The organism is Streptomyces sp. NPDC001668 (genome assembly GCF_042893155.1).
Classification (GTDB): domain Bacteria; phylum Actinomycetota; class Actinomycetes; order Streptomycetales; family Streptomycetaceae; genus Streptomyces.
In genome coordinates this window covers 304,322-328,418 of the sequence record NZ_JBIAUQ010000005.1, presented here as the reverse complement: position 1 = coordinate 328,418, position 24,097 = coordinate 304,322, and the positions used below count along the sequence as shown (strand labels likewise).

The following is a 24,097-nucleotide window of genomic DNA, read 5'->3' as shown; positions in this document are numbered from 1 at the left end:
CACGGCTGCCCTGTGGCTCACAGCTGGCCGACATCGGTGACCCGGACGACCGCGCGGCCCTCCGCGTCGGAGGCGGTGAGGTCGATCTCGGCGCTGATGCCCCAGTCGTGGTCGCCGTTCGGGTCGGCGAAGGTCTGCCGGACGCGCCACAGCCGGTTCTGCGGCTCCTCCTCGATTCGCAGCAGCTTGGGGCCGCGGGCGTCGGGGCCGGTGCCGAGGTCGTCGTACTCGTCCCAGTACTTGTCCATCGCCTCACCCCACGCGTCGGCGTCCCAGCCGGCCTCGCCGTCCATCTCGCCGAGCTCCTCGACCTGGTCCAGGGCGGCGAGTTCGACGCGGCGGAACATGGCGTTGCGGACCAGGACCCGGAAGGCGCGCGCGTTGGCGGTGACCGGCTTGACCTCGTCGGCCTTCTCCTGGGCCTCCTCGGCGGTCATCTCCTCCGGGTTGGCGAGCTGCTCCCACTCGTCCAGCAGGCTGGAGTCGACCTGGCGGACCGTCTCGCCGAGCCACTCGATCAGGTCCTGCAGATCCTCGGACTTGAGGTCGTCCGGGATGTTGTGGTCGAGCGTCTTGTAGGCGCTCGCGAGGTAGCGAAGGACGATGCCCTCGGTGCGGGCGAGGTCGTAGAAGGAGACCAACTCGGTGAAGGTCAGCGCCCGTTCGTACATGTCGCGGATGACGGACTTCGGGGAGAGCGGATGGTCGCCGACCCAGGGGTGGCTCTTGCGGTAGGTGTCGTACGCGTGGAAGAGGAGCTCCTCCAGAGGCTTCGGGTAGCTGATGTCCTGGAGGCGTTCCATGCGCTCCTCGTACTCGACACCGTCCGCCTTCATCGCGGCCACGGCCTCGCCCTTCGCCTTGTTCAGCTGGGCCACGAGGATCTGCCGGGGGTCGTCCAGCGTGGACTCCACGACGGACACCATGTCCAGGGCGTAGGACGGCGACTCGGGGTCGAGCAGCTCGAACGCGGCGAGCGCGAACGTGGACAGCGGCTGGTTGAGCGCGAAGTCCTGCTGGAGGTCCACGGTGAGGCGGACGATGCGACCGCTGGCGTCGGGCTCGTCGAGCCTCTCGACGATGCCGCCGTCCAGCAGCGAGCGGTAGATGGCGATCGCCCGCCGGATGTGCCGCAGCTGCTGCTTGCGCGGCTCGTGGTTGTCCTCCAGGAGGTGCCGCATCGCCTCGAAGGCGTTGCCGGGACGGGCGATCACCGACAGCAGCATGGTGTGGGTGACCCGGAAGCGGGACGTCAGCGGCTCCGGCTCGGAGGCGATCAGTTTCTCGAAGGTGCTCTCCGACCAGGCGACGAACCCCTCGGGTGCCTTCTTGCGCACGACCTTGCGGCGCTTCTTCGGGTCGTCACCCGCCTTGGCGAGGGCCTTCTCGTTCTCGATGACGTGCTCGGGGGCCTGGGCGACGACGAAGCCCGCCGTGTCGAAGCCCGCCCGGCCCGCACGTCCCGCGATCTGGTGGAACTCGCGGGCGCGCAGGGTGCGGACGCGGTTGCCGTCGTACTTGGTCAGGGCCGTGAACAGCACTGTGCGGATGGGCACGTTGACACCGACGCCGAGGGTGTCCGTGCCGCAGATGACCTTCAGCAGACCGGCCTGCGCGAGCTTCTCCACCAGCCGCCGGTACTTGGGCAGCATGCCGGCGTGATGGACCCCGATGCCGTGCCGCACGTAACGGGAGAGGTTGCGGCCGAACTTGGTGGTGAAGCGGAAGTTGCCGATCAGCTCGGCGATCTGGTCCTTCTCCTCGCGCGTGCACATGTTGATGCTCATCAGCGCCTGCGCCCGCTCCACGGCCTGCGCCTGCGTGAAGTGCACGATGTACACCGGCGCCTGCCTGGTCTCCAGGAGCTCCGTCAGCGTCTCGGTGAGCGGGGTGAACTTGTACTCGTAGGAGAGCGGGACGGGACGGGTCGCCGAGCGGACCACCGACGTCGGCCGGCCCGTGCGCCGGGTCAGGTCCTTCTCGAACATCGAGACATCGCCGAGCGTGGCCGACATCAGGACGAACTGCGCCTGGGGAAGCTCCAGGATCGGGATCTGCCAGGCCCAGCCGCGGTCCGCCTCGGCGTAGAAGTGGAACTCGTCCATGACGACCTGGCCGACGTCCGCGTTCTTGCCGTCGCGCAGCGCGATCGACGCCAGCACCTCGGCGGTGCAGCAGATGACGGGGGCGTCGGCGTTGACGGAGGCGTCACCGGTCAGCATGCCGACGTTCTCCGTGCCGAACATCTTGCACAGTTCGAAGAACTTCTCCGACACGAGCGCCTTGATGGGCGCGGTGTAGAAGGTGACCTCGTCACGGGCGAGGGCGGCGAAGTGCGCACCCGCCGCGATCATGCTCTTGCCGGAGCCGGTGGGCGTCGACACGATCACGTTCGCGCCGGAGACCACCTCGATCAGCGCCTCCTCCTGGTGGGGGTAGAGCGTCAGACCCCGCTCCTCGGCCCACGACTCGAAGGCTTCGTAGAGGGCGTCGGGGTCGGCGGTCGGCGGCAGCTGATCGATGAGGGTCACCCACCCATCTTGCCTGCCCGGATGCCTGATGGGGGAATCGGATGCGAGTCCGAAGATCACGACCAGTACGCTGTGTCGCCGACGGAGCGTCAGCGCAGCCGGTCAACTGGACAGTGGCACACGAGGAATGGGGCGGGCAACGCCGATGATGGGACCAGCACACTCACTGTCGGGCGCCGCGGCCTGGCTGGGCGTAGGAGCGGCCGCCGCCGCCATGGGGCACACCATGCCGTGGCCCGTCCTGCTGGCCGGAGCCCTGATCTGCGCCGGTGCCGCGCTCGCTCCCGACCTCGACCACAAGGCGGCCACGATCTCGCGGGCCTTCGGACCGGTCTCCCGGGCCCTGTGCGAGATCGTCGACAAACTCTCGTACGCCGTCTACAAGGCCACCAAGAAGCAGGGCGACCCGCGGCGCTCCGGCGGGCACCGCACGCTCACCCACACCTGGCTGTGGGCAGTGCTGATCGGCGCGGGCTGCTCGGTGGCGGCGATCACCGGGGGCCGCTGGGCGGTGCTGGCGATCCTGTTCGTGCACATGGTGCTGGCCATCGAGGGCCTGCTGTGGCGGGCCACCCGGGGCTCCAGCGCCGACGTCCTGGTCTGGCTGCTGGCCGCGACCAGCGCGTGGATCGTCGCGGGCGTCCTGGACAAGCCGGGCAACGGCTCGGACTGGCTGTTCACGCAGCCGGGCCAGGAGTACCTGTGGCTGGGCCTGCCGGTCGTGCTGGGCGCCCTCGTGCACGACATCGGGGACGCGCTGACGGTCTCGGGCTGCCCGATCCTGTGGCCGATCCCGGTGGGCCGCAAGCGCTGGTACCCGATCGGCCCGCCGAAGGTCATGCGTTTCCGGGCCGGCAGCTGGGTCGAGCTGAAGGTGCTGATGCCGGCGTTCATGCTCCTAGGGGGAGTGGGCTGCGCGGCGGCCCTCAACTTCATCTGAGGCCGGGCCGCCGGAGTCCCCGGTCAGCTGCCCTGACCGGTCCCGCTTCCGTACCGTCGCTCGAATGCGGCCACGCGTCCCTCGGAGTCCACCGTCCGCGCCTTGCCGGTGTAGAAGGGATGGCTCTCGGAGGAGATCTCCACGTCCACCACCGGGTAGGTCTCGCCGTCGTCCCACTCGATGGTCTGGTCGCTGGTGGCGGTGGACCGGGTGAGGAAGGCGTAGCCGGCGGAGCGGTCGCGGAAGACGACCTGGTGGTAGTCCGGGTGCTTGTCCTGCTGCATGGCTGCTCCTTCGGTGGCGCGGGAGGGCGGGGCGGGGTGCGAGGCGTGGGTGGGGGGTGCGGGCCGGTCCGGGCGGTGGAGAGGGCCGGTCGGCCGCGAGGGTCAGCCGGACAGGGACTCCTCGTCGACGATGTGCATCGCGGCTTCCTCCGCGGACGCCGCGGCACCGTCGATGCCGACGTCCGTGGCGACCAGCGCGCTCTCCTCGTCCTCGTGAGCCCCTTCGTCGGGGGCCACGAGACGGCCGGAACGCATCGCGCCGACCTCGTTGTCCAGAAGTTCGCCGTCGGTGCCGTCGACGTCGCCGATGCCGTCGCCGTCGAAGGGCACGAGGTCGGGCAGCTCCTCGGCGAGCCGTTCGTCCAGCGTCTCGCCCTGCCGGCGCTCCGCGGCCGTCACACCGTTGTGCTCCACGGCCCAGGATCTCTCCGGCGGGGACCAGCCGCGGTCGAGGGGATCGCCGACTCCGTCGTCCTCCAGGGTGTCCTCCGCGTCGAGCAGACCCGCGTCGTCCTGGATCTCGGATCCGTCGGGCTGGTAGACGTCGTCTCCCCATCCGTCGGAGCTGTCCACGGCTACCTCCAGGTGAAGGGGACGGACCCGGTCCTGCCGTGGCCCGGGGCGGACCACGGACCCACGGGGCACTTGCCGCGCCCGCCGCCGGACGGTGCCGTCCGCGAGCGCTCCCTGAGCCGGTGCTGCTGCCAGCCTCGCACCCCTTTTCGGCACTGCGCAACGGCACGAGGTCGCTGCGCCGGCTGGAGCGGGGGTGGGGTGTGCGTGGGTTCGGGCGGTCAGGGGTGGGGGGGTACCGGAGTGCGGTGCGCAGGGGGAGGGGTGGGCCGGTGCTCGGTGAGTCGGAGCAGGGGCACCCCGCCCAGTCGGAGTGCCCCCGCGGTCAGGCTCCCTCACCCCTGGGGCTCCCACCCCCACCCCTCACCCATGCCAAGACCTCCACAACCCCGCGTAAGCCCCGTCCGCCGCGACCAGGTCCTCGTGGCTGCCCAGCTCGCTGATCCGGCCGTTCTCCACGACGGCGATGACGTCCGCGTCGTGGGCGGTGTGGAGGCGGTGGGCGATCGCGACCACTGTGCGGCCGTCCAGGACTCGGGCCAGGGATCGTTCGAGATGGCGGGCCGCACGGGGGTCGAGCAGCGACGTCGCCTCGTCCAGGACCAGCGTGTGCGGGTCGGCCAGGACCAGCCGGGCCAGCGCGACCTGCTGGGCCTGGGCCGGGGTGACGGTCAGGCCGCCGGAGCCGACCTCGGTGTCGAGGCCGTCGTCGAGCGCCCGCGCCCACCCGTCCGCGTCGACCGCGCCGAGGGCCGCCCAGAGCTCGGCGTCCGTGGCGTCCGTCCGGGCGAGCAGGAGGTTGTCGCGCAGGGAGCCCACGAAGACGTGGTGCTCCTGGTTGACGAGGGCCACATGCTCACGGACCCGTTCGGCGGGCATCCGGGACAGTTCGGCTCCGCCGAGCGTGATCCGGCCCTCCCGGGGCGCGTAGATGCCGGCCAGGAGCCTGCCCAGGGTGGACTTGCCGGCGCCCGAGGGGCCGACCAGCGCCACCCGGGTGCCGGGCGCGACCTCCAGGGAGACCTGGCGCAGGACGTCCACGCCCTCCAAGTAGCCGAAGTGCACCCGGTCCGCCTGGACGTCCCGCCCCTCGGGAGCGAGCCCGGCGTCTCCCTCGGCCGGCTCGATGTCCCGGACCCCGACCAGCCGGGCCAGCGACACCTGGGCCACCTGGAGCTCGTCGTACCAGCGCAGGATCAGCCCGACCGGGTCGACCAGCATCTGCGCGATCAGGGCGCCCGTCGTCAGCTGGCCGACCCCGATCCAGCCCTGGAGGACGAACACCCCGCCGACCATCAGCACCGACGAAAGGATCATGAAGTGACTGACGTTGATGCACGGGAAGAGCACCGACCGCAGCCACAGGGTGTAGCGCTCCCAGGCGGTCCACTCCTTGATCCGCCGCTCCGACAGTTCGATGCGAGCCGGGCTGAGCCGGTGGGCCTCGACGGTGCGTCCGGCGTCCACGGTCTCCGCGAGCGCCGCGGCCACGGCGGCGTATCCGGCGGCCTCCGAGCGGTAGGCGGACGGCGCCCGCTTGAAGTACCAGCGGCAGCCGACCACCAGGACCGGCAGGGCGAGCAGCACGGCGGCGGCCAGCGGCGGCGCGGTGATCACGAGTCCGCCGAGCAGCAGAGCCGCCCACACCACGCCGATAGCCAGCTGTGGCACGGCCTCGCGCATCGCGTTGCCGAGCCGGTCGATGTCGGTCGTGATCCGGGACAGCAGGTCACCGGTCCCGGCCCGCTCCAGGACACCCGGCGGCAGGCCGACCGACCGTACGAGGAAGTCCTCGCGCAGGTCGGCCAGCATGCGCTCGCCGATCATCGAACCGCGCAGCCGTACCTGCCGTACGAACACGGCCTGGACGATCAGCGCGACGACGAACAGAGCGACCGTGAGCTCCAGATGGAGTTCCCGCGCCCCGTCCGACACCCGCTCCACGAGGTCACCGAGGAGCCAGGGCCCGACCATCGAGGCGATGACCGCGACCGTGTTGACGCCGACGAGGAGCGCGAAGGCGCGGCGGTGCCGACGGAACAGTTCGGCCACATAGGCGCGTACGGTCGCGGTGGCCCCGACGGGCAGGGTGTTCGCCGTCGTCGGTGCCGCCGGGTCGTAGGCCGGTGGCGCCACGCCGATCATGCTGTCTCCTCGATCTCTTCCAGTGCGTGCAGTACGTCGTGCTCGTCGAGCGCGTCCGGTTCCGGCAGCGCGGCCTCTTCGTCCGTCTCGCGGGTGACGACCGCCCGGTACAGCGGTTCCCTGCGCACCAGTTCGCGGTGCACGCCGACCGCCGAGACCTCGCCCTCGTGCACGAGCACCACGCGGTCGGCGTGGTCCAGGAGCAGCGGCGAGGAGGTGAACACCACGGTCGTGCGCCCGGCCCGCAGGTTCCGTACGGCTTGCGCGATCCGTGCCTCGGTGTGCGAGTCGACGGCGGAGGTCGGCTCGTCCAGGACGAGCACCTCCGGGTCCGTGAACAGGGACCGGGCCAGGGCGAGCCGCTGGCGCTGGCCGCCCGACAGGGACCGCCCGCGCTCGGTGATGCGCGCGTCCATCGGGTCCTCGGCACCCAGGGAGCCCTGGACCAGGGCGGCCAGTACGTCGGCGCACTGCGCGGCCGCGAGCGCATCCTCGGCGCCGACGCCGCCCGAGGCGGGCACGTCGAGCAGTTCGCGCAGGGTCCCGGAGAGCAGGACCGGGTCCTTGTCCTGGACCAGGACCGCCGTGCGCGCCGAGACGAGCGGCAGCTCGTCCAGCGGCACCCCGCCCAGCAGCACCGACGTGCCCTCTTCCGACGGGTGGCCGCCGAGACGCTCGGCCAGCAGCCCCGCCGCGTCCGGATCACCGCACACCACCGCGGTGAGCCGGCCCGAGGGGGCGAGCAGACCGGTGACCGGGTCGTACAGGTCCCCGGACGGCACCTCCTCCGTGTCCAGCGAACCCTCCGCGGACGTGGCCCGCTCCAGCGACAGCACCCGGGCGGCCCGCGTGGCCGAGGGCCGGGAGAAGGAGTACGCCATGGCGATCTCCTCGAAGTGCCGCAGCGGATAGGTCAGGATCATCACGGAGCTGTAGACCGCGACCAGTTCGCCGATCTCGACGCGGCCCTGCCGGGCCAGGTGGACGCCGTACCAGACGACCGCGATCAGCAGCAGTCCCGGCAGCAGTACCTGGATCGCCGCGATCAGCGACCACATCCGGGCGCTGCGCACGGCCGCGTGGCGGACCTCCTGGGAGGCTTTGCGGTAGCGGTCGAGGAAGAGTTCCTCGCCGCCGATGCCGCGCAGCACCCGCAGTCCGGCGACGGTGTCGGAGGCCAGCTCGGTGGCGCGGCCCGCCTTCTCCCGCTGGAAGTCGGCGCGCCTGGTCGCGCGGGGCAGCAGCGGCAGCGCCGCGAGCGCCACGACCGGCAGGCCCACGGCGACCACCGTGCCCAACGCGGGCTGGTAGACGACCAGTCCGGCGCAGACCACGACGATGGTGACCGCGGCCGCCGTGAACCGCGACCAGGCCTCCACGAACCAGCCGATCTTCTCGACGTCGCCGGTGGAGACGGCCACGACCTCACCGGCCGCGACCCGCCGGGTCAGCGCCGAGCCCAGGTTCGCGGCCTTGTGGGCCAGCAGCTGCTGGACGCGTGCGGCGGCCGTGATCCAGTTGGTGACGGCGGAGCGGTGCAGGAAGGTGTCGCCGAGCGCGCTGCCGATGCAGCACAGCAGCAGCAGGCCGCCGGCGAGGGCGAGTCGGCGGCCGGAGTGGTCGACGACCGCCTGCACGGCCACGCCGACACACAGGGGCAGCGCGGAGACGGAGAGGAAGTGCAGCAGTCCCCAGGCCAGTGACTTGAGCTGTCCGCCCAGCTGGTTCCTGAAGAGCCACCACAGGAACCGGGGGCCCGAGCGTGCGTCCGGCACGCCCGGGTCGGGATACGGAAGGTCTTGGATCTGCATGACGTGTGACGTCCCAGTGGCTCGTGTCAGGGGGTGTGGGAGGGAGCCGCACACGGCGGCTGCAAACCGTGAAAGGTTCGCCGCAGAGTGTGGTCGGAGGCAACAGGTTTTCCGCCGAGCCGTACGGATCCGAGCCGTACAGATCCGAGCCGTACAGATCCGTGCCGTACGGACCGCAACACAGCGGCGGCGAACCCGCTGGGGCCGCCGACAAACCCGGAGCGGCACCCACCCGCATCCCCGGCGTCGGCGACCGCCTCCAGCGCCGCGTCCCCGCCGCCTCCCGCCAGGTCGTCGTGGTCTACGGCGACGGCAAGGACTCCGCGGACGCCACCGCCGTGCTCTATGCCCGACGCGGGCGGCGTGCTCCCGGACCCCCGGGCCCGGCTGCCGTACACCAGGTCCGCCGCCATCGCGGCCCCGCGCTGGTGGCCGAGGCCCTACTGGCACGACTTCGACTTCGACTTCGACTACGTCATCGCCATCGACTACAACCGCGTCGAGGGCACCCCGCCGAACGACCAGACCCGGCCCGGCGGTTACTCCCAGGGCGGTGGCATCTGGCTGCACCTGGACCACGGCAGCGGTACGTCGGCCTGTGTCAGCGTGTCCAGGCCGGCGATGCGGTCTCTGCTGCGCACGCTCGATCCGGACCGGCATCCCGTGGTGGTGATGGGGGACAGGGCCGGCCTGAACGCCTGAGTCCGCTGCGGGAGGCGTCATTGCGGAAGATGCCGGACGCGCCGTAGAACACGGCCATGAAGAGACGGATCGTCATGTCCATGTTCGCCGGAGCGACCCTCCTGGCGAGCGCGAGCACCCTCCTCGGAGCGACACCCGCCCGGCCCGCGGCAGCCGTAGTCGCGAAGACCCCGTCCGCGCAGGCCCAGCCAGCCGACGTCCCCGCCGAGTTCGGCACCGACTGGCACGACCCCGTCACCGCGGCACCGCCCGTCAGCAGGCCCTCGGGCAGGTCCTGCCGTGTCACGGTCGCCGAGGCGCGGTTCCGCGACTTCACTCCGTACACCGGCACCTACACCCCGCCCGCGAGCTGCGGCGACCGCTGGAGCAAGGTCGTGCTGCGCATGGACGGCAAGGTCAGGGGACGGCAGTTCGACCGGCTCGGGTATCTGCACATCGGCGGCGTCGAAGTCTTCCGTACGTCCACTCCGCAGCCCTCGCCCGACGGCATCGAGTGGTCCGTCGAGAAGGACCTCACGCGCTACAGCGACACGTTCCGCGCCCGCCACGACGTAGAGATGCTCATCGGGAACGTCGTCGACGACACGTACACCGGGATCATCGACGTGAAGGTGACACTCACCTTCTACCCGGCCCGCGAGGGACACGCGGCCCCGGTGCCGGACCGCGTGCTGACGCTCGACGGCGGGACCCTCACCACCCCGCGCAACAGCGAACGCGTCGTCGCCGAGGTGTACGCCACCGGCTCGGGCGGCGGCTGCGAGGAGTACTGGTATCTGGCGGTGCCGTCGAACGCGCCGTACTCCTGCCAGGCCGAGGGCGGCCCCTACCGCGAGGTGCAGATCAAGGTGGACGGCCGACTGGCCGGCATCGCGGCCCCGTTCCCGACCGTGTGGACCGGTGGCTGGTCCAATCCCTTCCTCTGGTACGTCGTCCCGGGCCCCCGCGCCTTCGACGTCAAGCCGATCGAATACGACCTGACCCCGTTCGCCGGAATCCTCAACGACGGGCGCCCGCACCGCGTGGAGGTCGCGGTCGTCGGCGTACCCGAGGGGCAGTCGGGCTGGAGCGCCCCCGTGAACGTCCTCGTCTGGCAGGACGCGGGGCGTGCGCACGTCACCGGGAAGCTCACCACGCACACGACCGGCGACCTCACCGACTCCTCGACGTACACGCCCGGTTCGGAGCACCGCGTGGACACCGAGGGTGAACACCGGCTCACCGTCGCCGGATACGTCGACACCTCGCACGGCCGCGTCACGACCACCGTCCGCCGTTCGCTGGCGAACACCTCCACCCATCGCTGGGCCGACGGCGAGAACCCGGACGCGCTCACGGGAACCTGGGCGGACGACGAGTCGGTCACCGTCGACGGCCCCGGCCCGGCCCGGACCACCCGCACCCACCGCACGTACACGATGGACGGCACGACCACCATCGGCGCGGGCGACCGGCTGCGCACCGTGCTGACCCTCGGTGACCGCGCCGACGTCACGCGGACCCGGGCGGGCCACCGCACCACGTGGTACCGGCTCGACGACACCTACGCGGGCGACGCCACGTACACGATCAATGTCCCGCGCGACCAGCGGCACGCGGTCGGGACGACGAGCGAGCGCTACCGGGTCCGCGGTTCGGGCGGCTGCTACGACCGTTCCCTCACCACCGTCCAGGGGGTGCTGACCGAACAACGCGACGGCTGCTGAGGCAGGTTGTGTGCGATGCGTCACAGGCAGGGCGATTTACGCGGCTGAAACGCGACGGTTTCGCGCGTGATCAACGGGCCCTCCAGAGTGAATCTCCACGGAAGCTGCTTTCCGTATCGCAGAAGTATTCCCCGGGCTTCTGCGTGTCCCCGTCGCTCAAGGAGTGCCCGTGCCGCCGTCCGTCCCGTCCCTGCCGCGACGCGTCGCACGCATACTGCGTACCTCTCTCTTCGCGCAGGTCGCCTGCGCGCTCGTGCTCGGCATCCTCGTCGGAAAGCTGTGGCCCGGCTTCGCCTCGGACCTCCAGCCGCTCGGCGACGGCTTCACCCGGCTCATCAAGACGATCATCTCGCCGCTCGTGTTCTGCGTGGTCGTCGTCGGCATCGCCAAGGCCGGTGACCTCAAGGCGTTCGGCCGGATCGGGCTCAAGGCGCTGATCTGGTTCGAGGTGGCGAGCACGCTCGCGCTGATCATCGGTCTGCTCGCCGCCAACGTCGTCCAGCCCGGCTCGGGGATGCATGTCGACCCGGCCACCCTCAACAGCGCGGCCGTCGACGCCAAGACCGGCGGCGGGCACCTGCCGTCGACGACGGAGTTCATCGTCAACGCGCTGCCCACCAGCTTCATCGGCGCCTTCGCCGAGAACTCCCTGCTCCAGGTGCTCATCCTGGCCTGTCTGGTGGGCGCGGCGCTGCTGCACCTCGGCCACACCAAGGTCCCGCAGGTGCTGCCCGCCATCGAGCAGGCCCAGGAGATCATCTTCGCGGTCGTCGGCTTCGTGATGCGCCTCGCCCCGATCGCCGTCTTCGGCGCGATGGCCGTCCTGATCGGCCAGTACGGCCTCGGTGTCATCGAGACCTACGCCAAGCTGATCGTCCTGTGCTACGTGGCCGCCGCGCTCTTCATCGTGCTGCTGGCCGTCGCGCTCAAGGCGCTCACCGGGCTCAGCCTCTGGAAGTTCCTGCGCTACATCCGCGAGGAGATGCTGCTCGCGCTCGGCACCGCGTCCACCGAGTCCGTCATGCCGCGCGTGATGCAGAAGCTGCGCAAGGCCGGCGCCCGCGACGACGCGGTCGGCCTGGTGCTGCCGACCGGGTACTCCTTCAACCTCGACGGCGCCTCGCTCTACCTCTCCATCGGCACGCTGTTCATCGCCCAGGCGGTGGGCGTCGACCTCAGCCTCGGCCAGCAGATCACCGTGGTCCTGGTGCTCATGCTGACCAGCAAGGGCATGGCGGGCATCCCCGGCTCGGCCTTCCTCGCCCTGTCCGCCACGGCGTCCTCGCTGGGCGCCATCCCCGCAGGTGCCGTGGCCCTGCTTCTCGGCGTGGACCGCATCATGGACTCGATGCGCGTCGTGACGAACCTGCTCGGCAACTGTGTCGCCGTCTTCGCGGTCTCCCGCTGGGAGGGGGCGCTGGACATCGACAAGGCGAAGAAGGTGCTGGACGGCGAGGTCGCGCCCGCGGCGGAGGACGAGCCCGTACCCGCGGACTCCGCCGACCAGCCGGTACTGACGAAGACCCCCAGCGAGCCCGTACCCGAGGTCGGCTGACGGCTGACACCAGTACCCGAACGGGGCGTGGCCACCACTTCATCCCAGTGGTGGCCACGCCCCGTTCAGCACGGTCCGTCCGCCAAGGTGTCCAGCAACCGGCCCAGCACCTCGCGCTGTGCGCCCGACAAGGGGGCGAGGATCTCCTTCGCGGCGGCCCTGCGTACGTCCCGCAGCTCCTGGAGCGTCTTCACGCCGTCCTCGGTGAGCTCGATGCGGATCACCCGCCGGTTGGCCGGATCGGGCACCCGCCGGACCTTGCCGCCTGCCTCCAGACCGTCGACCAGGCTCGTCACCGCACGAGGCACCACCTCAAGGCGCTCCGCGAGATCGGCCATGCGGGGCGGCGTCTCCCAGTGCGCGAGGGTGCGCAGCAGCCGGGACTGGGCCGGGGTCACGCCGAGACCGCGCTCGTGGAGCTGCCGCTTCTGGATGCGGTGCACCCGGCGCGTGAGCCTGAGCAACTGCTCGGCCAGCAGACTGTCGGAATCGGGCGTGGTCATACGGGAACAATATCAGGACCTATTTCATTGTGAGCATAGGTAACAATGGACTAGGCTCCGCTGGTCCTCTCCACCTCACCCTCCGTAGGAGACCATGCCCCGCGATCACATCGACTGGACCCCCGCCCCCGGCACCGCGACCGACCAGCCCCGCCAGGTGCGCCGCATCCTCCGGCTCTTCAAGCCCTACCGCGCCCGGCTCGCCGTCGTCGGCCTGCTGGTCGGTGCCTCCTCCCTCGTCACCGTGGCCACCCCGTTCCTGCTGAAGGAAACGCTGGACGTGGCCATCCCCGAGGGCCGCACCGGGCTGCTCAGCCTGCTCGCGCTGGGCATGATCCTCAGCGCCGTCCTCACCGGCATCTTCGGCGTGCTCCAGACCCTGATCTCCACGACGGTCGGCCAGCGCGTCATGCACGACCTGCGCACCGCGGTCTACGGCCGCCTCCAGCGCATGTCGCTCGCCTTCTTCACCCGCACCCGCACCGGCGAAGTGCAGTCCCGCATCGCCAACGACATCGGCGGCATGCAGGCCACCGTCACCTCCACCGCGACCTCCCTGGTCTCCAACCTGACCAGCGTCGTCGCCACGATCGTCGCGATGATCGCCCTCGACTGGCGGCTGACCGCCGTCTCGCTGCTGCTGCTCCCGGTGTTCGTGTGGATCAGCCGCCGCGTCGGCAACGAACGCAAGAAGATCACCACCCAGCGCCAGAAGCAGATGGCCGCGATGGCCGCCACCGTCACCGAGTCGCTCTCCGTCAGCGGCATCCTGCTCGGCCGCACCATGGGCCGCTCCGACTCGCTGACCCGGTCCTTCGCCGACGAGTCCGAGGGACTGGTCGACCTCGAAGTGCGCTCGAACATGGCCGGCCGCTGGCGCATGGCCGTCATCGGCATCGTCATGTCCGCGATGCCCGCCTTCATCTACTGGACCGCGGGCATCGCCCTCCAGACCGGCGGCCCGGACATCTCCATCGGCACCATCGTCGCCTTCGTCTCGCTCCAGCAGGGCCTGTTCCGCCCGGCCGTGAGCCTGCTGTCGACCGGCGTCCAGATCCAGACCTCGCTCGCGCTCTTCCAGCGCATCTTCGAGTACCTCGACCTGCCGATCGACATCACCGAGCGCGAGAACCCGGTCCACCTCGACCGCGTCAAGGGCGAGGTCCGCCTGGAGAACGTCGAGTTCCGGTACGACGGCAGCGACGAGGACAAGGACAAGCGGGGACCCATCCTCGACGGCATCGACATCGACGTCCCCGCGGGCAGCAGTCTCGCGGTCGTCGGCCCGACCGGCGCCGGCAAGTCCACGCTGGGCTATCTGGTCCCGCGGCTCTACGACGTGACCGGCGGCCGGGTCACCCTCGACGGGGTCGACGTCCGCGACCTCGACTTCGACACCCTCGCGCGGGCCATCGGGGTCGTCTCGCAGGAGACGTACCTCTTCCACGCCTCGGTCGCCGACAACCTCCGCTTCGCCAAGCCCGACGCGACCGACGAGGAGCTCGAACAGGCGGCGCGGGCGGCCCAGATCCACGACCACATCGCCTCGCTGCCGGACGGGTACGACACGGTCGTCGGCGAGCGCGGCCACCGGTTCTCCGGTGGGGAGAAGCAGCGCCTCGCCATCGCGCGGACCATTCTCCGGGACCCGCCCGTCCTCATCCTGGACGAGGCGACCAGCGCCCTGGACACCCGCACCGAGCACGCCGTGCAGGCGGCCATCGACGCGCTCTCGGCCAACCGCACCACGCTCACCATCGCGCACCGCCTGTCCACCATCCGCGGCGCCGACCAGATCGTGGTCCTCGACTCCGGGCGGGTGGCCGAGCGCGGGACGCACGAGGAACTGCTGGAGCAGGAGGGGCGGTACGCGGAGCTCGTACGCCGGGACGCGCGGTTGGAGCCCGCACCCGAGGACGCGCAGCTGGAGCCCGCACCCGGGGACGCGCAGCTGGAACCGACCAGCTGAACCGGAACCCGACAAGCCGAAGATATGCCCGGATTGTGACTGTATGAGGGTTACCGTGCCCGCATGCACATGAACACTCCGCCACGGAGCACGATTCGACTGACGCGCCGGGGCCGACTCGTCCTCATCGCGACCGGGGCCGTCGTGGCCGGAACCGCCGTGGCGGTGCCGCTGCTGAGCCTGGGCGACGAGGGGGAGCGGAAGCCGGCCACCCTGGTGATCCCGGAGGGCTGGCGGGCCGGGCAGATCTACGACGCCGTCGACAAGTCCCTGGCCCTGCCGCCGGGCACGGCCAAGAAGTCGCTGGGCAAGGCGAACCTCAAGCTGCCCGGTGACGCGGAGGGCAACCCGGAGGGCTACCTCTTCCCGGCGACGTATCCGCTGGAGCGGGGCGGGAAGAAGACGACGCCCGAGGCGCTGCTGTCGTTCATGGTCGACACCGCGAACAAGAAGTTCAACGGCGCCCCCGTCGCGGCCGGCGCCCAGAGCAACGCGATGAACGTCTACCAGGCCGTCACCATCGCGAGCATCGTCCAGGCCGAAGCGGCGACCAGGGCCGACATGGGAAAGGTGGCCCGGGTCATCTTCAACCGGCTGGAGCGCGGCATGCCGTTGCAGATGGACTCCACCATCAACTACGCGCTGAACCGCTCCACCCTGAAGACGACCAGCGCGGACGTCCGGATCGACAGCCCCTACAACTCGTACCAGCGCATGGGGCTGCCGCCGACTCCGATCGACAACCCGGGCGAGGACGCGATGCGCGCGGCGATCAACCCGCCCCCGGGGGACTGGCTGTACTTCGTGACGGTGAAGCCGGGGGACACCCGCTTCACGAACAACTTCGCGGAACACCGGCGCAACGTGGCCGAGTTCAACAAGAACCAGCGCAAGTCCGCGAAGGCGGGCTGAATTTGGCGGGGGTCAGGCGGCGACGGTTTCCGCCGCGAGCAGCCGCCTGATGTCCCGAACGGCCGCGCGGCCCGCGCGGTTGGCGCCGATGGTGCTCGCCGAGGGGCCGTAGCCGACGAGGTGGATCCGCGGGTCGGCGACCGCGCGGGTGCCCTCGACCCGGATCCCGCCACCCGGCTCGCGCAGCTTCAGCGGGGCCAGATGGTCGACCGCGGCCCGGAACCCGGTCGCCCACAGAATCACGTCGGCGTCGACGCGCCGGCCGTCGTTCCACTCCACGCCCTCGGGCGTGATCCGGTCGAACATGGGCTGCCGGTCCAGGACCCCGTCCGCGATCGCCTGCCGGACCGCGTCGTTGAGCGGCAGCCCGGTGACCGACACCACGCTCTTCGGGGGCAGCCCCTGCCGGACCCGCTCCTCGACGAGCGCCACGGCCTCCCGGCCGACGTCCTCGGTGAAGGGGCCCTCACGGAACACGGGTTCGCGCCTGGTCACCCAGGTGGTGGCGGCAGCGTAGGGGGCGAGCTCCATGAGGTGCTGGGTGCCGGACGCGCCCCCGCCCACCACGACCACCCGCAGCCCGGCGAACGCCTCGGGCCCGGGGTACTGCGCGGTGTGCAACTGCCGCCCCCGGAAGGTCTCCTGGCCGGGATAGCGCGGCCAGAACGGCCGGTCCCAGGTGCCGGTCGCGTTGATCAGGGCTCGCGCCGACCAGGTGCCGTCCGAGGTCTCCACGAGCAGCCTCCGGTCGCCGCCCTCCCGGACCGCGCGGACGTCGACAGGGCGCCGTACGCGAAGGTCGAAGGCTCGCTCGTACTCCGTGAAGTACGCGGCGATCACCTCCGCCGACGGCCGCTCCGGATCGGCGCCTGTGAGCTCCATGCCCGGCAGCGCGTGCATGCCGTGGACCTTGCCGTACGTCAGCGAGGGCCACCGGAACTGCCAGGCGCCGCCGGGGGCGGGGGAATGGTCGAGGACCACGAAGTCGCGCTCCGGCTCGAAGCCGGTGCGGCGCAGGTGATAGGCGCTGGACAGGCCCGCCTGACCAGCGCCTATGACCACTACCTCGACCTCGCGCATGTTGTTCACGCTTCTACCAACCGTGGCGAGGCCGTGGATCTTCCCGTGGCGGCCCTCGGAGGGGTCAGCTCTCGGAGGGCCGGGGCGCGGAGGTCGACGGGGGCAGCTTGCCGTTGAACCGCGTGTCCACGAAGTTCCCGAAGTCGACCTTCCCCGGGATCAGCTTCAGCGAGGTGAACGTGTCCGCGATCTCCTGTTCGGAGGCGACGAGCTGCTGGTCCACCGCCACCGCCACCCGGGTGGTGTAGGTGCGCTTCACCGCGGCCAGCGCCACGTCCTCGGGCAGCCCCGTCTCCTTCGCCCAGACCTTCGCCCACTCCGGCTCATGGGAGTAGACCCACTTGTAGGCGCGCCGGAGCCGCTCCAGATAGTCCTTGATCGCGGCGGCCTTCTTCTTGTCCTTCAGTGCGCTCGGCGCCGCCACCTGGAAGGTCAGACCGTTGGTGACACCCTCCCCGGTGGTCAGCACGCGGCCCTGCTTCGCCTGGAGGATCTGCGAGGTGTACGGGTCCCACACCGCCCACGCGTCGACCTTGCCGGAGGTGAACGCGGCGAGGGCGTCGGCCGGCTGGAGGTACTTGACCTTCACGTCGCCCAGCCCCAGCCCGGCCTTCTTGAGGGATGCGACCAGCTGGTAGTTGGCGGACGACCCCTGCGCCACGGCGACGGACTTGCCCTTGAGCTGGGCGGGATCGGTCAGCTTCGAGCCGTTCGGCACGAGGACGGCGTCGCCCGTGGACGTGCCGTGCCAGGCGGCCACCACGGAGATCTTCGAGCCGGCGCCGGCCGCGAACACCGGCGGGGTGTTGCCGACGCCGCCGATGTCGACGGCCTTGGCGTTGACGGCCTCAAGAAGCGGCGGGCCGGAGGTGAAGGTCGACCACTTGATCTTGTAGTCGAGGTTGTCGAGCTCCCCGGCGGCGCGCAGGATCGCCTCCGAACCGCCCTTCTGGTCACCGACGTCGAGCGTGAGCGAACCCTTGCCGTCGGTGTCGGAGCCCGTACCGGCGGACGCGTTTCCACCGCAGGCGGTGAGCAGGAGGGCGAGCGGGAGGAGCAGTGCGGCGGGGGCGAGGCGACGTCGCATGGAGGGGATCCGTTCTGTGGAACTTGGCTGTGGTCGGGGGGAGTTCAGGCGGCTTCGGCCGCGGTGTCGACGCCCAGGCGCTCCAGGAGCTGTCCGCGGATCTCCGCGAACCGGGGGTCGGTGATGTCGCGCGGCCGGTCGAGGTCGATCTGCTGCTCGTGCGCGATGACGCCCTCGTCCATCACGAGGACCCGGTCGGCGAGCAGCACGGCCTCCTCGACGTCATGCGTCACCAGGAGCACCGCGCAGCCGCGGCGCTGCCACAACTCGCCCACGAGACGCTGGGCCTTGATCCTGGTGAGCGCGTCGAGGGCGCCGAACGGCTCGTCCAGCAGCAGGAGATCGGGCTCGCGGACCAACGCCCTTGCCAGGGAGGCGCGTTGTGCTTCGCCGCCGGACAGGGTCTTGGGCCAGGCGTCGCTGCGGTGGCTCAGGCCGACCTCCTCCAGGGCCTGGTCGGCGACGGCACGGTCGGGCTTGCCGGGCAGGCCCAGCAGGACGTTGCGCCACACCTTCTTCCACGGCATCAGGCGGGGTGCCTGGAAGGCGACCGCCTTGCGGCGGGGGACCAGGACGGTGCCCTCGATGTCCCGGTCGAGTCCGGCGAGGATGCGCAGCAGGGTCGACTTGCCGCAGCCGCTGCGGCCCAGCAGGGCCACGAACTCACCCGGCTCGACGTCCAGTCGGAGGTCGTCGATGACAGCCCGGCCGTCGAAGGAGCGGGTCAGCCCCTGGACGCGCACGGCCTGGGCGGGCCGGAGCGCCTCGGGTGCGTCAGGGGCTTCGAGGGCGCCGGACGCCTGGGGGCTCACCGGCCGGTGAACGTCGGTCGCCATTGCAGCAGCAGCCTTTCGAGGGAGCGGACGATGAAGTCGGCCAGCAGGCCGAGGAAGGCGTACACGATCAGGCAGACCACGATGACGTCGGTGCGCAGGAAGTCCCGCGCCTGCACCATCAGGAAGCCGATGCCGGAGTCCGCGTTGACCTGCTCGGCGAAGACGAGCGCGAGCCAGGCGATGCCGAGCGAGTAGCGCAGGCCGGTCATGGCACCGGGCAGCGCGCCCGGCAGGATGACATGCCGGACGAGCCCCCACCGCGAGAGCCCGAGGGACTCCCCGGCCTCGATCAACTGCGCGTCCACGCCACGGATGCCCGCGTAGACGTTGAGGTACAGCGGAAAGGTCACGCCGAGCGTGATGATGGCGATCTTCGGGGCCTCGCCGATGCCGAACCAGATGATGAACAGCGGGATCAGACCGACGAACGGCACGGTCCGCAGCATCTGCACCGGGGCGTCCACGATGTCCTCGCCGACCCGGAACAGGCCTGAGACGAGGGCGAGTCCGGTGCCGATGAGGGTCCCGAGGAGCAGTCCGCCCGCGACCCGCTGGAGCGAGGTCGTCATCGCCGAGGCCAGCGAACCGTCGGCGACCAGGTCACCCGCGACCTGGGCGATACGGCCGGGTGAGGCGAGCACGTCGGCCGTCAACACACCTGTACTGCTGAGGAGTTGCCACAACGCCAGCAGCAGGACCGGGCCGGTGGTGCGGCGCAGCCAGCGGGGCACGCGGGTGCGGCGGGAGGAGGCGGGGACGATGGGTTCGAGGTCGGGAACGGGGCCCGGGGCAGCGGACGCGACGGCATCCTGGCGGGACGTTTCCGAAATGTCGGGCCCGGGGGAGCCCGGCGGGGCATGGCTGATGCTCATGATGCTCCACGGAGGGGGAGAGCGACCGGTGAGGGATTCGCCTCGACGCCGCAGCACAGACGGGCACGGATCAGTACGCGTGCCGGTCAGCGGAGCGAGGGTGGGGAGAGCGGGGAAAAGAGGGCGTCAGCAGCCGCGGCGACACGCGGCGGAGGCCACCCGCAGCAGGTCGATGTGACCGCGCGTGGTGAGCAGGGCTGAACGCAACATGCTGCCGAAGCTAGCCAGTCGGCGTGACCAAGGTCAATGGTGTCTCGCGGACTGGACCAGCCGTATCGCGGGATGAACCGGATGAGCGGGATGAGCTCTGGATGACGAGTGAATCCGGCGCCAGGGGTGAGGATGGGGGCATGTCAGACGCTTTCACCACCCGAGTCCTGAACGTCGCCTCCGGTTCGTCGGAGCGGATCGTCGACCTCACCGGCGACTGCGAGGCCTTCCTCAGGGAGGTCGCCGCGGGCAGCGACGGCCTCCTGAACGTCTTCATCCCGCACGCGACAGCCGGCGTGGCGATCATCGAGACGGGCGCCGGCAGTGACGACGACCTCCTGGCCGCCCTCCACACCCTCCTGCCCGCCGACGACCGCTGGCAGCACCGGCACGGCAGCCCCGGCCACGGCCGCGACCACGTCCTCCCCGCGATCGTGCCTCCGCACGCCACACTGCCGGTGATCAACGGGCAGCTGGAGCTGGGGACTTGGCAGTCGGTGTGTCTGGTGGACACGAACAAGGACAACCCGCAGCGCAAGGTCCGCCTCACCTTCCTCGCCGGTTCCTGAGCCGGTGAAACGGGAGCCGGTGGAGTTCGAGCCGGTGGACTTCGAGCCGGTGGACTTCGAGTGCAGGAGACGCTGCTGCGTGCCTGGAAGGCCCGCCACCGCTACGATCCGGCGCGCGCGTCGGTGCGGACCTGGCTGTACCGGATCGCGACCAACGCGTGTCTGACCGCGCTGGAGGGGCACGAGCGGCGTCCCCTGCCGTCCGGGCTGGGGGTGGCGAGCGACGATCCCGGGGCGCCGCTGGTGCCGGCGCTCGACGTGCCCTGGCTGGAGCCGTTCCCCGACCCGCGGTTCGACGTGGAGGTGCGGGCCGATCTGCGGCTCGCGTGGGTGGCCGCGGTGCAGCTCCTGCCCGCGCGGCAGCGGGCGGTCCTCGTACTGCGCGAGGTGCTGGGCTTCACCGCCGCCGAGGTCGCCGGGCAGTTGGGGACCACGGTCGCGGCGGTCAACAGCGCGCTGCAACGTGCCCGCGCGGCCCTCGCCGACGTGGGTGACGTCGGCGCGGTCACCGAACCGGACGACCCCGAGGTGCGGGCGGTCGTCCAGCGGTACCAGCGGGCGTTCGAGGCCGCGGACGTGCCCGCCCTGGTACGGCTGCTCGCCGACGACGTGGTGCTGGAGATGCCGCCGGTGCCGCTGTGGTACCGGGGCACCCGGGACTACGGACGGTTCATGGAGCGGGTGTTCGCGCTGCGCGGCACGGGCTGGCGCACCCGGGAACTGACCGCCAGCGGACAGCGGGCGCTCGCCGCGTACGCGCCGGAGCCCGGCGGCGGTCACCGGCTGCACACGTTGCAGGTCTTCACCGTCAGGGGTGGTCGGGTCGCGGGCAACGTCGTGTTCGCCGATCCGGCCGTCTTCGACGCGTTCGGGCTGCCACGCGAGATGCCCGCCGACGGGTTCTGAGCGGACGGCGATGAGTCGGGGCGGTGCGGCCGGTACATACCGGTGAGCACCGAACCGAGGGGAGTCTCATCGTGAGTGTCGTCGTCATCGAGTTCATCACCGTGGACGGGGTCGTGTCCGACCCGGACGGGTCCGCGGGCACGCCGCTGGGCGGCTGGGCGTTCCGGTACGGGCCGGAGGCGGTCGCCGGGGACAAGTTCCGGCTCGGCCGCACCCTGGACGACGGGGTGCTGCTGCTCGGGCGTGCCACGTGGCAGCTGTTCGCGCGGCTCTGGCCGGGCCGGGCCGACCCGTTCTCCGCGCGGATGAACGCCGTCCCGAAGCTGGTCGCCTCCCGCACCCTCACCGCCGCGGACACGTCGGCGTGGGCGAACTCGCGGCTCCTCGACGGCGACCCGGCCGAGGCCGTCAAGAGCGAGCGGCGGGACGTGGTGGTCGCCGGAAGCCTGAGCGTCGTGGACCGGCTCAGGGCCGCGGACCTGGTCGACGAGTACCGGCTGCTGTCCTTCCCGGTCGTCCTCGGCACCGGCCGGCGGCTCTTCCCGGCCGAGGGACCGCACGCCGACCTGGAGTGCCTGGCCGCCGAGCAGGTCGGTGCCGCCGTCCTCACCCGCTACCGGAGGGCCGCCCGATGACCTCGAAGCAGCGGTGGACGGCGGCCCCGGCGCGGCGACGACGGGATCAGGCCGGACAGCCGGAGTGGCAGGTGGGCGTGAACCCGGTGGTGGTCGCGGCCAGCACCGGGGAGACCGCGCCCGGCACCCCCGCCGAGTCGACGGCGGCCACGGTGTAGCGGTACGTCGACCCGGTGGCCAGGCCGGTGTCGGTGTACGCGGTCGACGGGGCGGCGCCCACCTTCGCGCCGTCCCGGTGGACGGTGTACGAGGCCGCTGCGGGTACCGCGTTCCAGCTCAGGGCCGCGGTGGTGTCGGTGGTCCCGGTGACCGTCAGCCCCGTGGGCGCGGGCAGTGCGCCGGTGTCCTGGCCGCCGCCGTCGAGTCCCCAGAAGCGGGCGGTGTGGTAGCTGGAGCAGATGGTGTCGAGGTGACGGGGCGGGCTGCACCGCTACTACCGCATCGAGGGCGGCACCCACACCGACGCCCTGGCCGACCTGTTCCCGGACCGGCTGCGCCCGCTCGAGCCCTGCTACCGCACGGCGGTCACGGCCCTCGAACGCCGGCTCGGCAGGGGGGCGCGGCCGCCCGCCTCACGGACCGTCGGCCCGGAGTCGGCGAACGACTGCTCCCTGGACGCAGGGCAGGGGAGACCAGCCGCGTCTCGTCAGCAGACGGGGGCGCTGTGCGGGTGCGAAGAGTGAGCCGGGCCCAGAACCTCCCCTCGGCTTGGGGTAATTGTGGCTCTCGCTTTGCCCGTGCATGCGTTGTCTCTCCCGCCGTCCCGACCTAGCCTCACCTGCGGAACCGTGGGAAGGACCGGCATGCTGACGACCGTACGAGAGCAGGCGACGGGACTCACCAAGGACCAGCGCAACGCGTTCGTGGCGGCCTATCTGGGCTGGGCGATGGACGCGTTCGACTACTTCCTGGTGGTCCTCGTCTACAGCGAGATAGCCGACGACTTCCATGTCTCCCTCACCGACATGGCCTTCCTCACCACCGCCACCCTCGTGATGCGGCCCGTCGGCGCCTTCGTCTTCGGCATGTGGGCGGACCGCCGGGGTCGGCGCACGCCCCTGATGGTCGACGTGGTCTTCTACTCGATCGTCGGATTCGCCTGCGCCTTCGCTCCCAACTACACCGTCCTGCTGGTCCTTCGCCTGCTGTACGGCATCGGCATGGGCGGCGAGTGGGGCCTGGGCGCGGCCCTCGCGATGGAGAAGATCCCCGCCGAGCGGCGCGGATTCTGGTCGGGGCTCCTCCAGAGCGGCTACTCGCTGGGCTACCTGCTCGCCGCCGTGGCGTTCTTCGTCATCGAACCCGCCTTCGGCTGGCGCGGGTTGTTCGCCTTCAGCCTGGTGCCCGCCCTGGTCGCCCTGTGGGTGCGGACCCGGGTGGAGGAGAGCGAGGTGTGGGAGAGGAGCGTCAAGCTCAACCGCACCCCGGCCTACCAGGTGTTCAGGAACCCGGCGGTGCTGAAGCGCTTCGTGTACCTCGTGGCGCTGATGACCGCCTTCAACTGGATGTCGCACGGCACCCAGGACATCTACCCGACCTTCGTCAAGAAGGGCCTGGGTCTGTCCCCGGACACCTCCATCGCCATCGCCGTCGTCTACAACATCGGCGCCATCATCGGAGGCGCGCTGCTCGGCGCCTTCTCCGAGCGGCTGGGACGCCGCCGCACCATCATGATCGCGGCGGCCGGGGGCCTGGTCGTGGTGCCCTTCTTCGTGCTGTCCACGACCGTCGGCTGGCTGATGCTCTCCTCCTTCCTCATGCAGATGTGCGTCCAGGGCGCCTGGGGCGTCATCCCCGCCCACCTGACCGAGATGAGCCCGGACGCGATCCGCGGCTTCTATCCGGGCGTGACCTACCAGCTAGGCAACCTGATCGCCGCCCTCAACCTGCCGATCCAGGAGGCCCTGGCCGAACGGCACGGCTATCCGGCGGCGATGACGTGGACCGTGGTGCCCGCCCTCGCCGTGGTGATCGTGCTGAGCGCCGTCGGCAAGGAGGCCAAGGGCATCCGCTTCGGCACCCCGGGCGGCCCGTCGGAGGGCGCCGGCACCCCGGGCGGGCCGCCCCCGAGCACAGCGGCGGCCGACAGCGCGTAGGCGGCGGAGCCGTCCCCGAAGCCTCCGTGAAAACGCGTTGGCGGACCGCGACCGCCCCTGCTACCTTGCCGGAGGCCGTGCGAGACGACGAGGAGGTGGTACCCGTGAACACACTGTTGACGTGGGTGCTCTCCTCCGGGGTCACGGTCGGGCGATAGGTCGTCCGGGAGCGCCG

General features: G+C 71.1%; 21 protein-coding genes and 2 pseudogenes. 11 read left to right on the top strand and 12 right to left on the bottom strand.

Going from position 1 to position 24,097, the window contains the following annotated elements; all coding sequences use genetic code 11:
- Positions 1-17: 17 nt before the first annotated feature.
- Complete coding sequence (locus ACFYZ8_RS18075) at positions 18-2,531, bottom strand: DEAD/DEAH box helicase (RefSeq protein ID WP_388530087.1); 2,514 nt, start codon at positions 2,529-2,531, stop codon at positions 18-20.
- Between the two features lie 145 nt (positions 2,532-2,676).
- Here ACFYZ8_RS18075 and ACFYZ8_RS18070 point away from each other — a divergent pair, with 145 nt between their 5' ends.
- Positions 2,677-3,471 carry a metal-dependent hydrolase gene (locus tag ACFYZ8_RS18070; protein ID WP_388530090.1) on the top strand — a complete coding sequence of 265 codons (795 nt, stop codon included), beginning with the start codon at positions 2,677-2,679 and terminating at the stop codon, positions 3,469-3,471.
- 23 nt (positions 3,472-3,494) lie between these two features.
- Here the strand turns inward: ACFYZ8_RS18070 and ACFYZ8_RS18065 are convergent, their stop codons facing one another.
- From ACFYZ8_RS18065 to ACFYZ8_RS18050, 4 genes are all read right to left on the bottom strand, one after another.
- Positions 3,495-3,755 carry a type B 50S ribosomal protein L31 gene (locus ACFYZ8_RS18065; protein ID WP_359036365.1) on the bottom strand — a complete coding sequence of 87 codons (261 nt, stop codon included), beginning with the start codon at positions 3,753-3,755 and terminating at the stop codon, positions 3,495-3,497.
- A gap of 102 nt (positions 3,756-3,857) precedes the next feature.
- Positions 3,858-4,328: a DUF5709 domain-containing protein gene (locus ACFYZ8_RS18060; protein WP_359036363.1), complete on the bottom strand. Its 471-nt coding sequence runs from the start codon at positions 4,326-4,328 to the stop codon at positions 3,858-3,860.
- 363 nt (positions 4,329-4,691) lie between these two features.
- Entirely contained in the window at positions 4,692-6,473 is a 1,782-nt protein-coding gene (locus ACFYZ8_RS18055; protein ID WP_388530094.1) for an ABC transporter ATP-binding protein, read from the bottom strand.
- A complete protein-coding gene (locus ACFYZ8_RS18050) occupies positions 6,470-8,284 on the bottom strand; it encodes an ABC transporter ATP-binding protein (protein ID WP_388530097.1) in 1,815 nt (604 codons plus the stop codon). Before ACFYZ8_RS18050 ends, ACFYZ8_RS18055 begins: the two co-directional genes overlap by 4 nt.
- A 161-nt stretch (positions 8,285-8,445) precedes the next feature.
- Here ACFYZ8_RS18050 and ACFYZ8_RS18045 point away from each other — a divergent pair.
- From ACFYZ8_RS18045 to ACFYZ8_RS18035, 3 genes and pseudogenes are all read left to right on the top strand, one after another.
- Positions 8,446-8,986 (top strand): annotated as a pseudogene (locus ACFYZ8_RS18045) (hypothetical protein).
- Positions 8,987-9,042: 56 nt separating this feature from the next.
- A complete protein-coding gene (locus ACFYZ8_RS18040; protein ID WP_388530100.1) occupies positions 9,043-10,692 on the top strand; it encodes a peptide-N4-asparagine amidase in 1,650 nt (549 codons plus the stop codon).
- A gap of 169 nt (positions 10,693-10,861) precedes the next feature.
- Positions 10,862-12,247, top strand: coding sequence for a cation:dicarboxylate symporter family transporter (locus tag ACFYZ8_RS18035; protein ID WP_359036355.1), 1,386 nt, complete (start codon positions 10,862-10,864; stop codon positions 12,245-12,247).
- Between the two features lie 65 nt (positions 12,248-12,312).
- Here the strand turns inward: ACFYZ8_RS18035 and ACFYZ8_RS18030 are convergent, their stop codons facing one another.
- Positions 12,313-12,750 carry a MarR family winged helix-turn-helix transcriptional regulator gene (locus ACFYZ8_RS18030; RefSeq protein WP_388530103.1) on the bottom strand — a complete coding sequence of 146 codons (438 nt, stop codon included), beginning with the start codon at positions 12,748-12,750 and terminating at the stop codon, positions 12,313-12,315.
- Positions 12,751-12,844: 94 nt separating this feature from the next.
- Here ACFYZ8_RS18030 and ACFYZ8_RS18025 point away from each other — a divergent pair, with 94 nt between their 5' ends.
- The gene (locus tag ACFYZ8_RS18025; RefSeq protein ID WP_388530106.1) at positions 12,845-14,719 is read left to right on the top strand and encodes an ABC transporter ATP-binding protein; all 1,875 of its coding nucleotides are present in this window, start codon (positions 12,845-12,847) and stop codon (positions 14,717-14,719) included.
- Positions 14,720-14,782: 63 nt separating this feature from the next.
- Positions 14,783-15,631 (top strand): endolytic transglycosylase MltG, encoded by an 849-nt coding sequence (gene mltG / locus ACFYZ8_RS18020; protein WP_388530109.1) that lies wholly within the window; start codon positions 14,783-14,785, stop codon positions 15,629-15,631.
- Between the two features lie 12 nt (positions 15,632-15,643).
- Here the strand turns inward: mltG and ACFYZ8_RS18015 are convergent, their stop codons facing one another.
- The 5 genes from ACFYZ8_RS18015 to ACFYZ8_RS17995 form a co-directional block, all read right to left on the bottom strand.
- Positions 15,644-16,720: an NAD(P)-binding domain-containing protein gene (locus tag ACFYZ8_RS18015; RefSeq protein ID WP_388530112.1), complete on the bottom strand. Its 1,077-nt coding sequence runs from the start codon at positions 16,718-16,720 to the stop codon at positions 15,644-15,646.
- Between the two features lie 55 nt (positions 16,721-16,775).
- The gene (locus tag ACFYZ8_RS18010) at positions 16,776-17,798 is read right to left on the bottom strand and encodes an ABC transporter substrate-binding protein (protein ID WP_359028238.1); all 1,023 of its coding nucleotides are present in this window, start codon (positions 17,796-17,798) and stop codon (positions 16,776-16,778) included.
- Positions 17,799-17,842: 44 nt separating this feature from the next.
- Positions 17,843-18,634 (bottom strand): ABC transporter ATP-binding protein, encoded by a 792-nt coding sequence (locus tag ACFYZ8_RS18005; RefSeq protein ID WP_388530115.1) that lies wholly within the window; start codon positions 18,632-18,634, stop codon positions 17,843-17,845.
- Entirely contained in the window at positions 18,607-19,506 is a 900-nt protein-coding gene (locus ACFYZ8_RS18000) for an ABC transporter permease (protein WP_388530118.1), read from the bottom strand. The genes ACFYZ8_RS18005 and ACFYZ8_RS18000 overlap by 28 nt, the downstream gene beginning before the upstream one ends.
- Before the next feature lie 126 nt (positions 19,507-19,632).
- The gene (locus ACFYZ8_RS17995; protein WP_349817350.1) at positions 19,633-19,716 is read right to left on the bottom strand and encodes a putative leader peptide; all 84 of its coding nucleotides are present in this window, start codon (positions 19,714-19,716) and stop codon (positions 19,633-19,635) included.
- 140 nt (positions 19,717-19,856) lie between these two features.
- Between ACFYZ8_RS17995 and ACFYZ8_RS17990 the strand changes: the two genes are divergently transcribed.
- The 4 genes from ACFYZ8_RS17990 (at position 19,857) to ACFYZ8_RS17975 (ending at position 21,984) form a co-directional block, all read left to right on the top strand.
- Positions 19,857-20,285: a YjbQ family protein gene (locus ACFYZ8_RS17990; protein ID WP_359028241.1), complete on the top strand. Its 429-nt coding sequence runs from the start codon at positions 19,857-19,859 to the stop codon at positions 20,283-20,285.
- A 60-nt stretch (positions 20,286-20,345) separates the two neighbouring features.
- Entirely contained in the window at positions 20,346-21,191 is an 846-nt protein-coding gene (locus ACFYZ8_RS17985) for an RNA polymerase subunit sigma-70 (RefSeq protein ID WP_388530122.1), read from the top strand.
- A gap of 71 nt (positions 21,192-21,262) precedes the next feature.
- The gene (locus tag ACFYZ8_RS17980; RefSeq protein WP_388530125.1) at positions 21,263-21,826 is read left to right on the top strand and encodes a dihydrofolate reductase family protein; all 564 of its coding nucleotides are present in this window, start codon (positions 21,263-21,265) and stop codon (positions 21,824-21,826) included.
- Positions 21,823-21,984 (top strand): hypothetical protein, encoded by a 162-nt coding sequence (locus tag ACFYZ8_RS17975; RefSeq protein ID WP_388530128.1) that lies wholly within the window; start codon positions 21,823-21,825, stop codon positions 21,982-21,984. Before ACFYZ8_RS17980 ends, ACFYZ8_RS17975 begins: the two co-directional genes overlap by 4 nt.
- Before the next feature lie 26 nt (positions 21,985-22,010).
- On the opposite strand, the pseudogene ACFYZ8_RS17970 reads toward ACFYZ8_RS17975, so the two are convergent.
- Positions 22,011-22,106 (bottom strand): annotated as a pseudogene (locus ACFYZ8_RS17970) (hypothetical protein); the annotation flags it as partial.
- Positions 22,107-22,629: 523 nt separating this feature from the next.
- Here ACFYZ8_RS17970 and ACFYZ8_RS17965 point away from each other — a divergent pair.
- Positions 22,630-23,922, top strand: a complete 1,293-nt coding sequence (locus ACFYZ8_RS17965) for an MFS transporter (protein WP_388530131.1) — start codon at positions 22,630-22,632, stop codon at positions 23,920-23,922.
- Positions 23,923-24,097 lie beyond the last annotated feature (175 nt).

Excerpts from the sequence above, each read along its gene's own strand:
- ACFYZ8_RS18070 (WP_388530090.1), top strand. The coding sequence starts at position 2,677 with ATGATGGGACCAGCACACTCACTGTCGGGCGCCGCGGCCTGGCTGGGC.
- ACFYZ8_RS18065 (WP_359036365.1), bottom strand. The coding sequence starts at position 3,755 with ATGCAGCAGGACAAGCACCCGGACTACCACCAGGTCGTCTTCCGCGAC.
- ACFYZ8_RS18055 (WP_388530094.1), bottom strand. The coding sequence starts at position 6,473 with ATGATCGGCGTGGCGCCACCGGCCTACGACCCGGCGGCACCGACGACG.
- ACFYZ8_RS18050 (WP_388530097.1), bottom strand. The coding sequence starts at position 8,284 with ATGCAGATCCAAGACCTTCCGTATCCCGACCCGGGCGTGCCGGACGCA.
- ACFYZ8_RS18040 (WP_388530100.1), top strand. The coding sequence starts at position 9,043 with ATGAAGAGACGGATCGTCATGTCCATGTTCGCCGGAGCGACCCTCCTG.
- ACFYZ8_RS18030 (WP_388530103.1), bottom strand. The coding sequence starts at position 12,750 with ATGACCACGCCCGATTCCGACAGTCTGCTGGCCGAGCAGTTGCTCAGG.
- ACFYZ8_RS18025 (WP_388530106.1), top strand. The coding sequence starts at position 12,845 with ATGCCCCGCGATCACATCGACTGGACCCCCGCCCCCGGCACCGCGACC.
- mltG (WP_388530109.1), top strand. The coding sequence starts at position 14,783 with ATGCACATGAACACTCCGCCACGGAGCACGATTCGACTGACGCGCCGG.
- ACFYZ8_RS18010 (WP_359028238.1), bottom strand. The coding sequence starts at position 17,798 with ATGCGACGTCGCCTCGCCCCCGCCGCACTGCTCCTCCCGCTCGCCCTC.
- ACFYZ8_RS18005 (WP_388530115.1), bottom strand. The coding sequence starts at position 18,634 with ATGGCGACCGACGTTCACCGGCCGGTGAGCCCCCAGGCGTCCGGCGCC.
- ACFYZ8_RS18000 (WP_388530118.1), bottom strand. The coding sequence starts at position 19,506 with ATGAGCATCAGCCATGCCCCGCCGGGCTCCCCCGGGCCCGACATTTCG.
- ACFYZ8_RS17995 (WP_349817350.1), bottom strand. The coding sequence starts at position 19,716 with ATGTTGCGTTCAGCCCTGCTCACCACGCGCGGTCACATCGACCTGCTG.
- ACFYZ8_RS17990 (WP_359028241.1), top strand. The coding sequence starts at position 19,857 with ATGTCAGACGCTTTCACCACCCGAGTCCTGAACGTCGCCTCCGGTTCG.
- ACFYZ8_RS17975 (WP_388530128.1), top strand. The coding sequence starts at position 21,823 with ATGACCTCGAAGCAGCGGTGGACGGCGGCCCCGGCGCGGCGACGACGG.
- ACFYZ8_RS17965 (WP_388530131.1), top strand. The coding sequence starts at position 22,630 with ATGCTGACGACCGTACGAGAGCAGGCGACGGGACTCACCAAGGACCAG.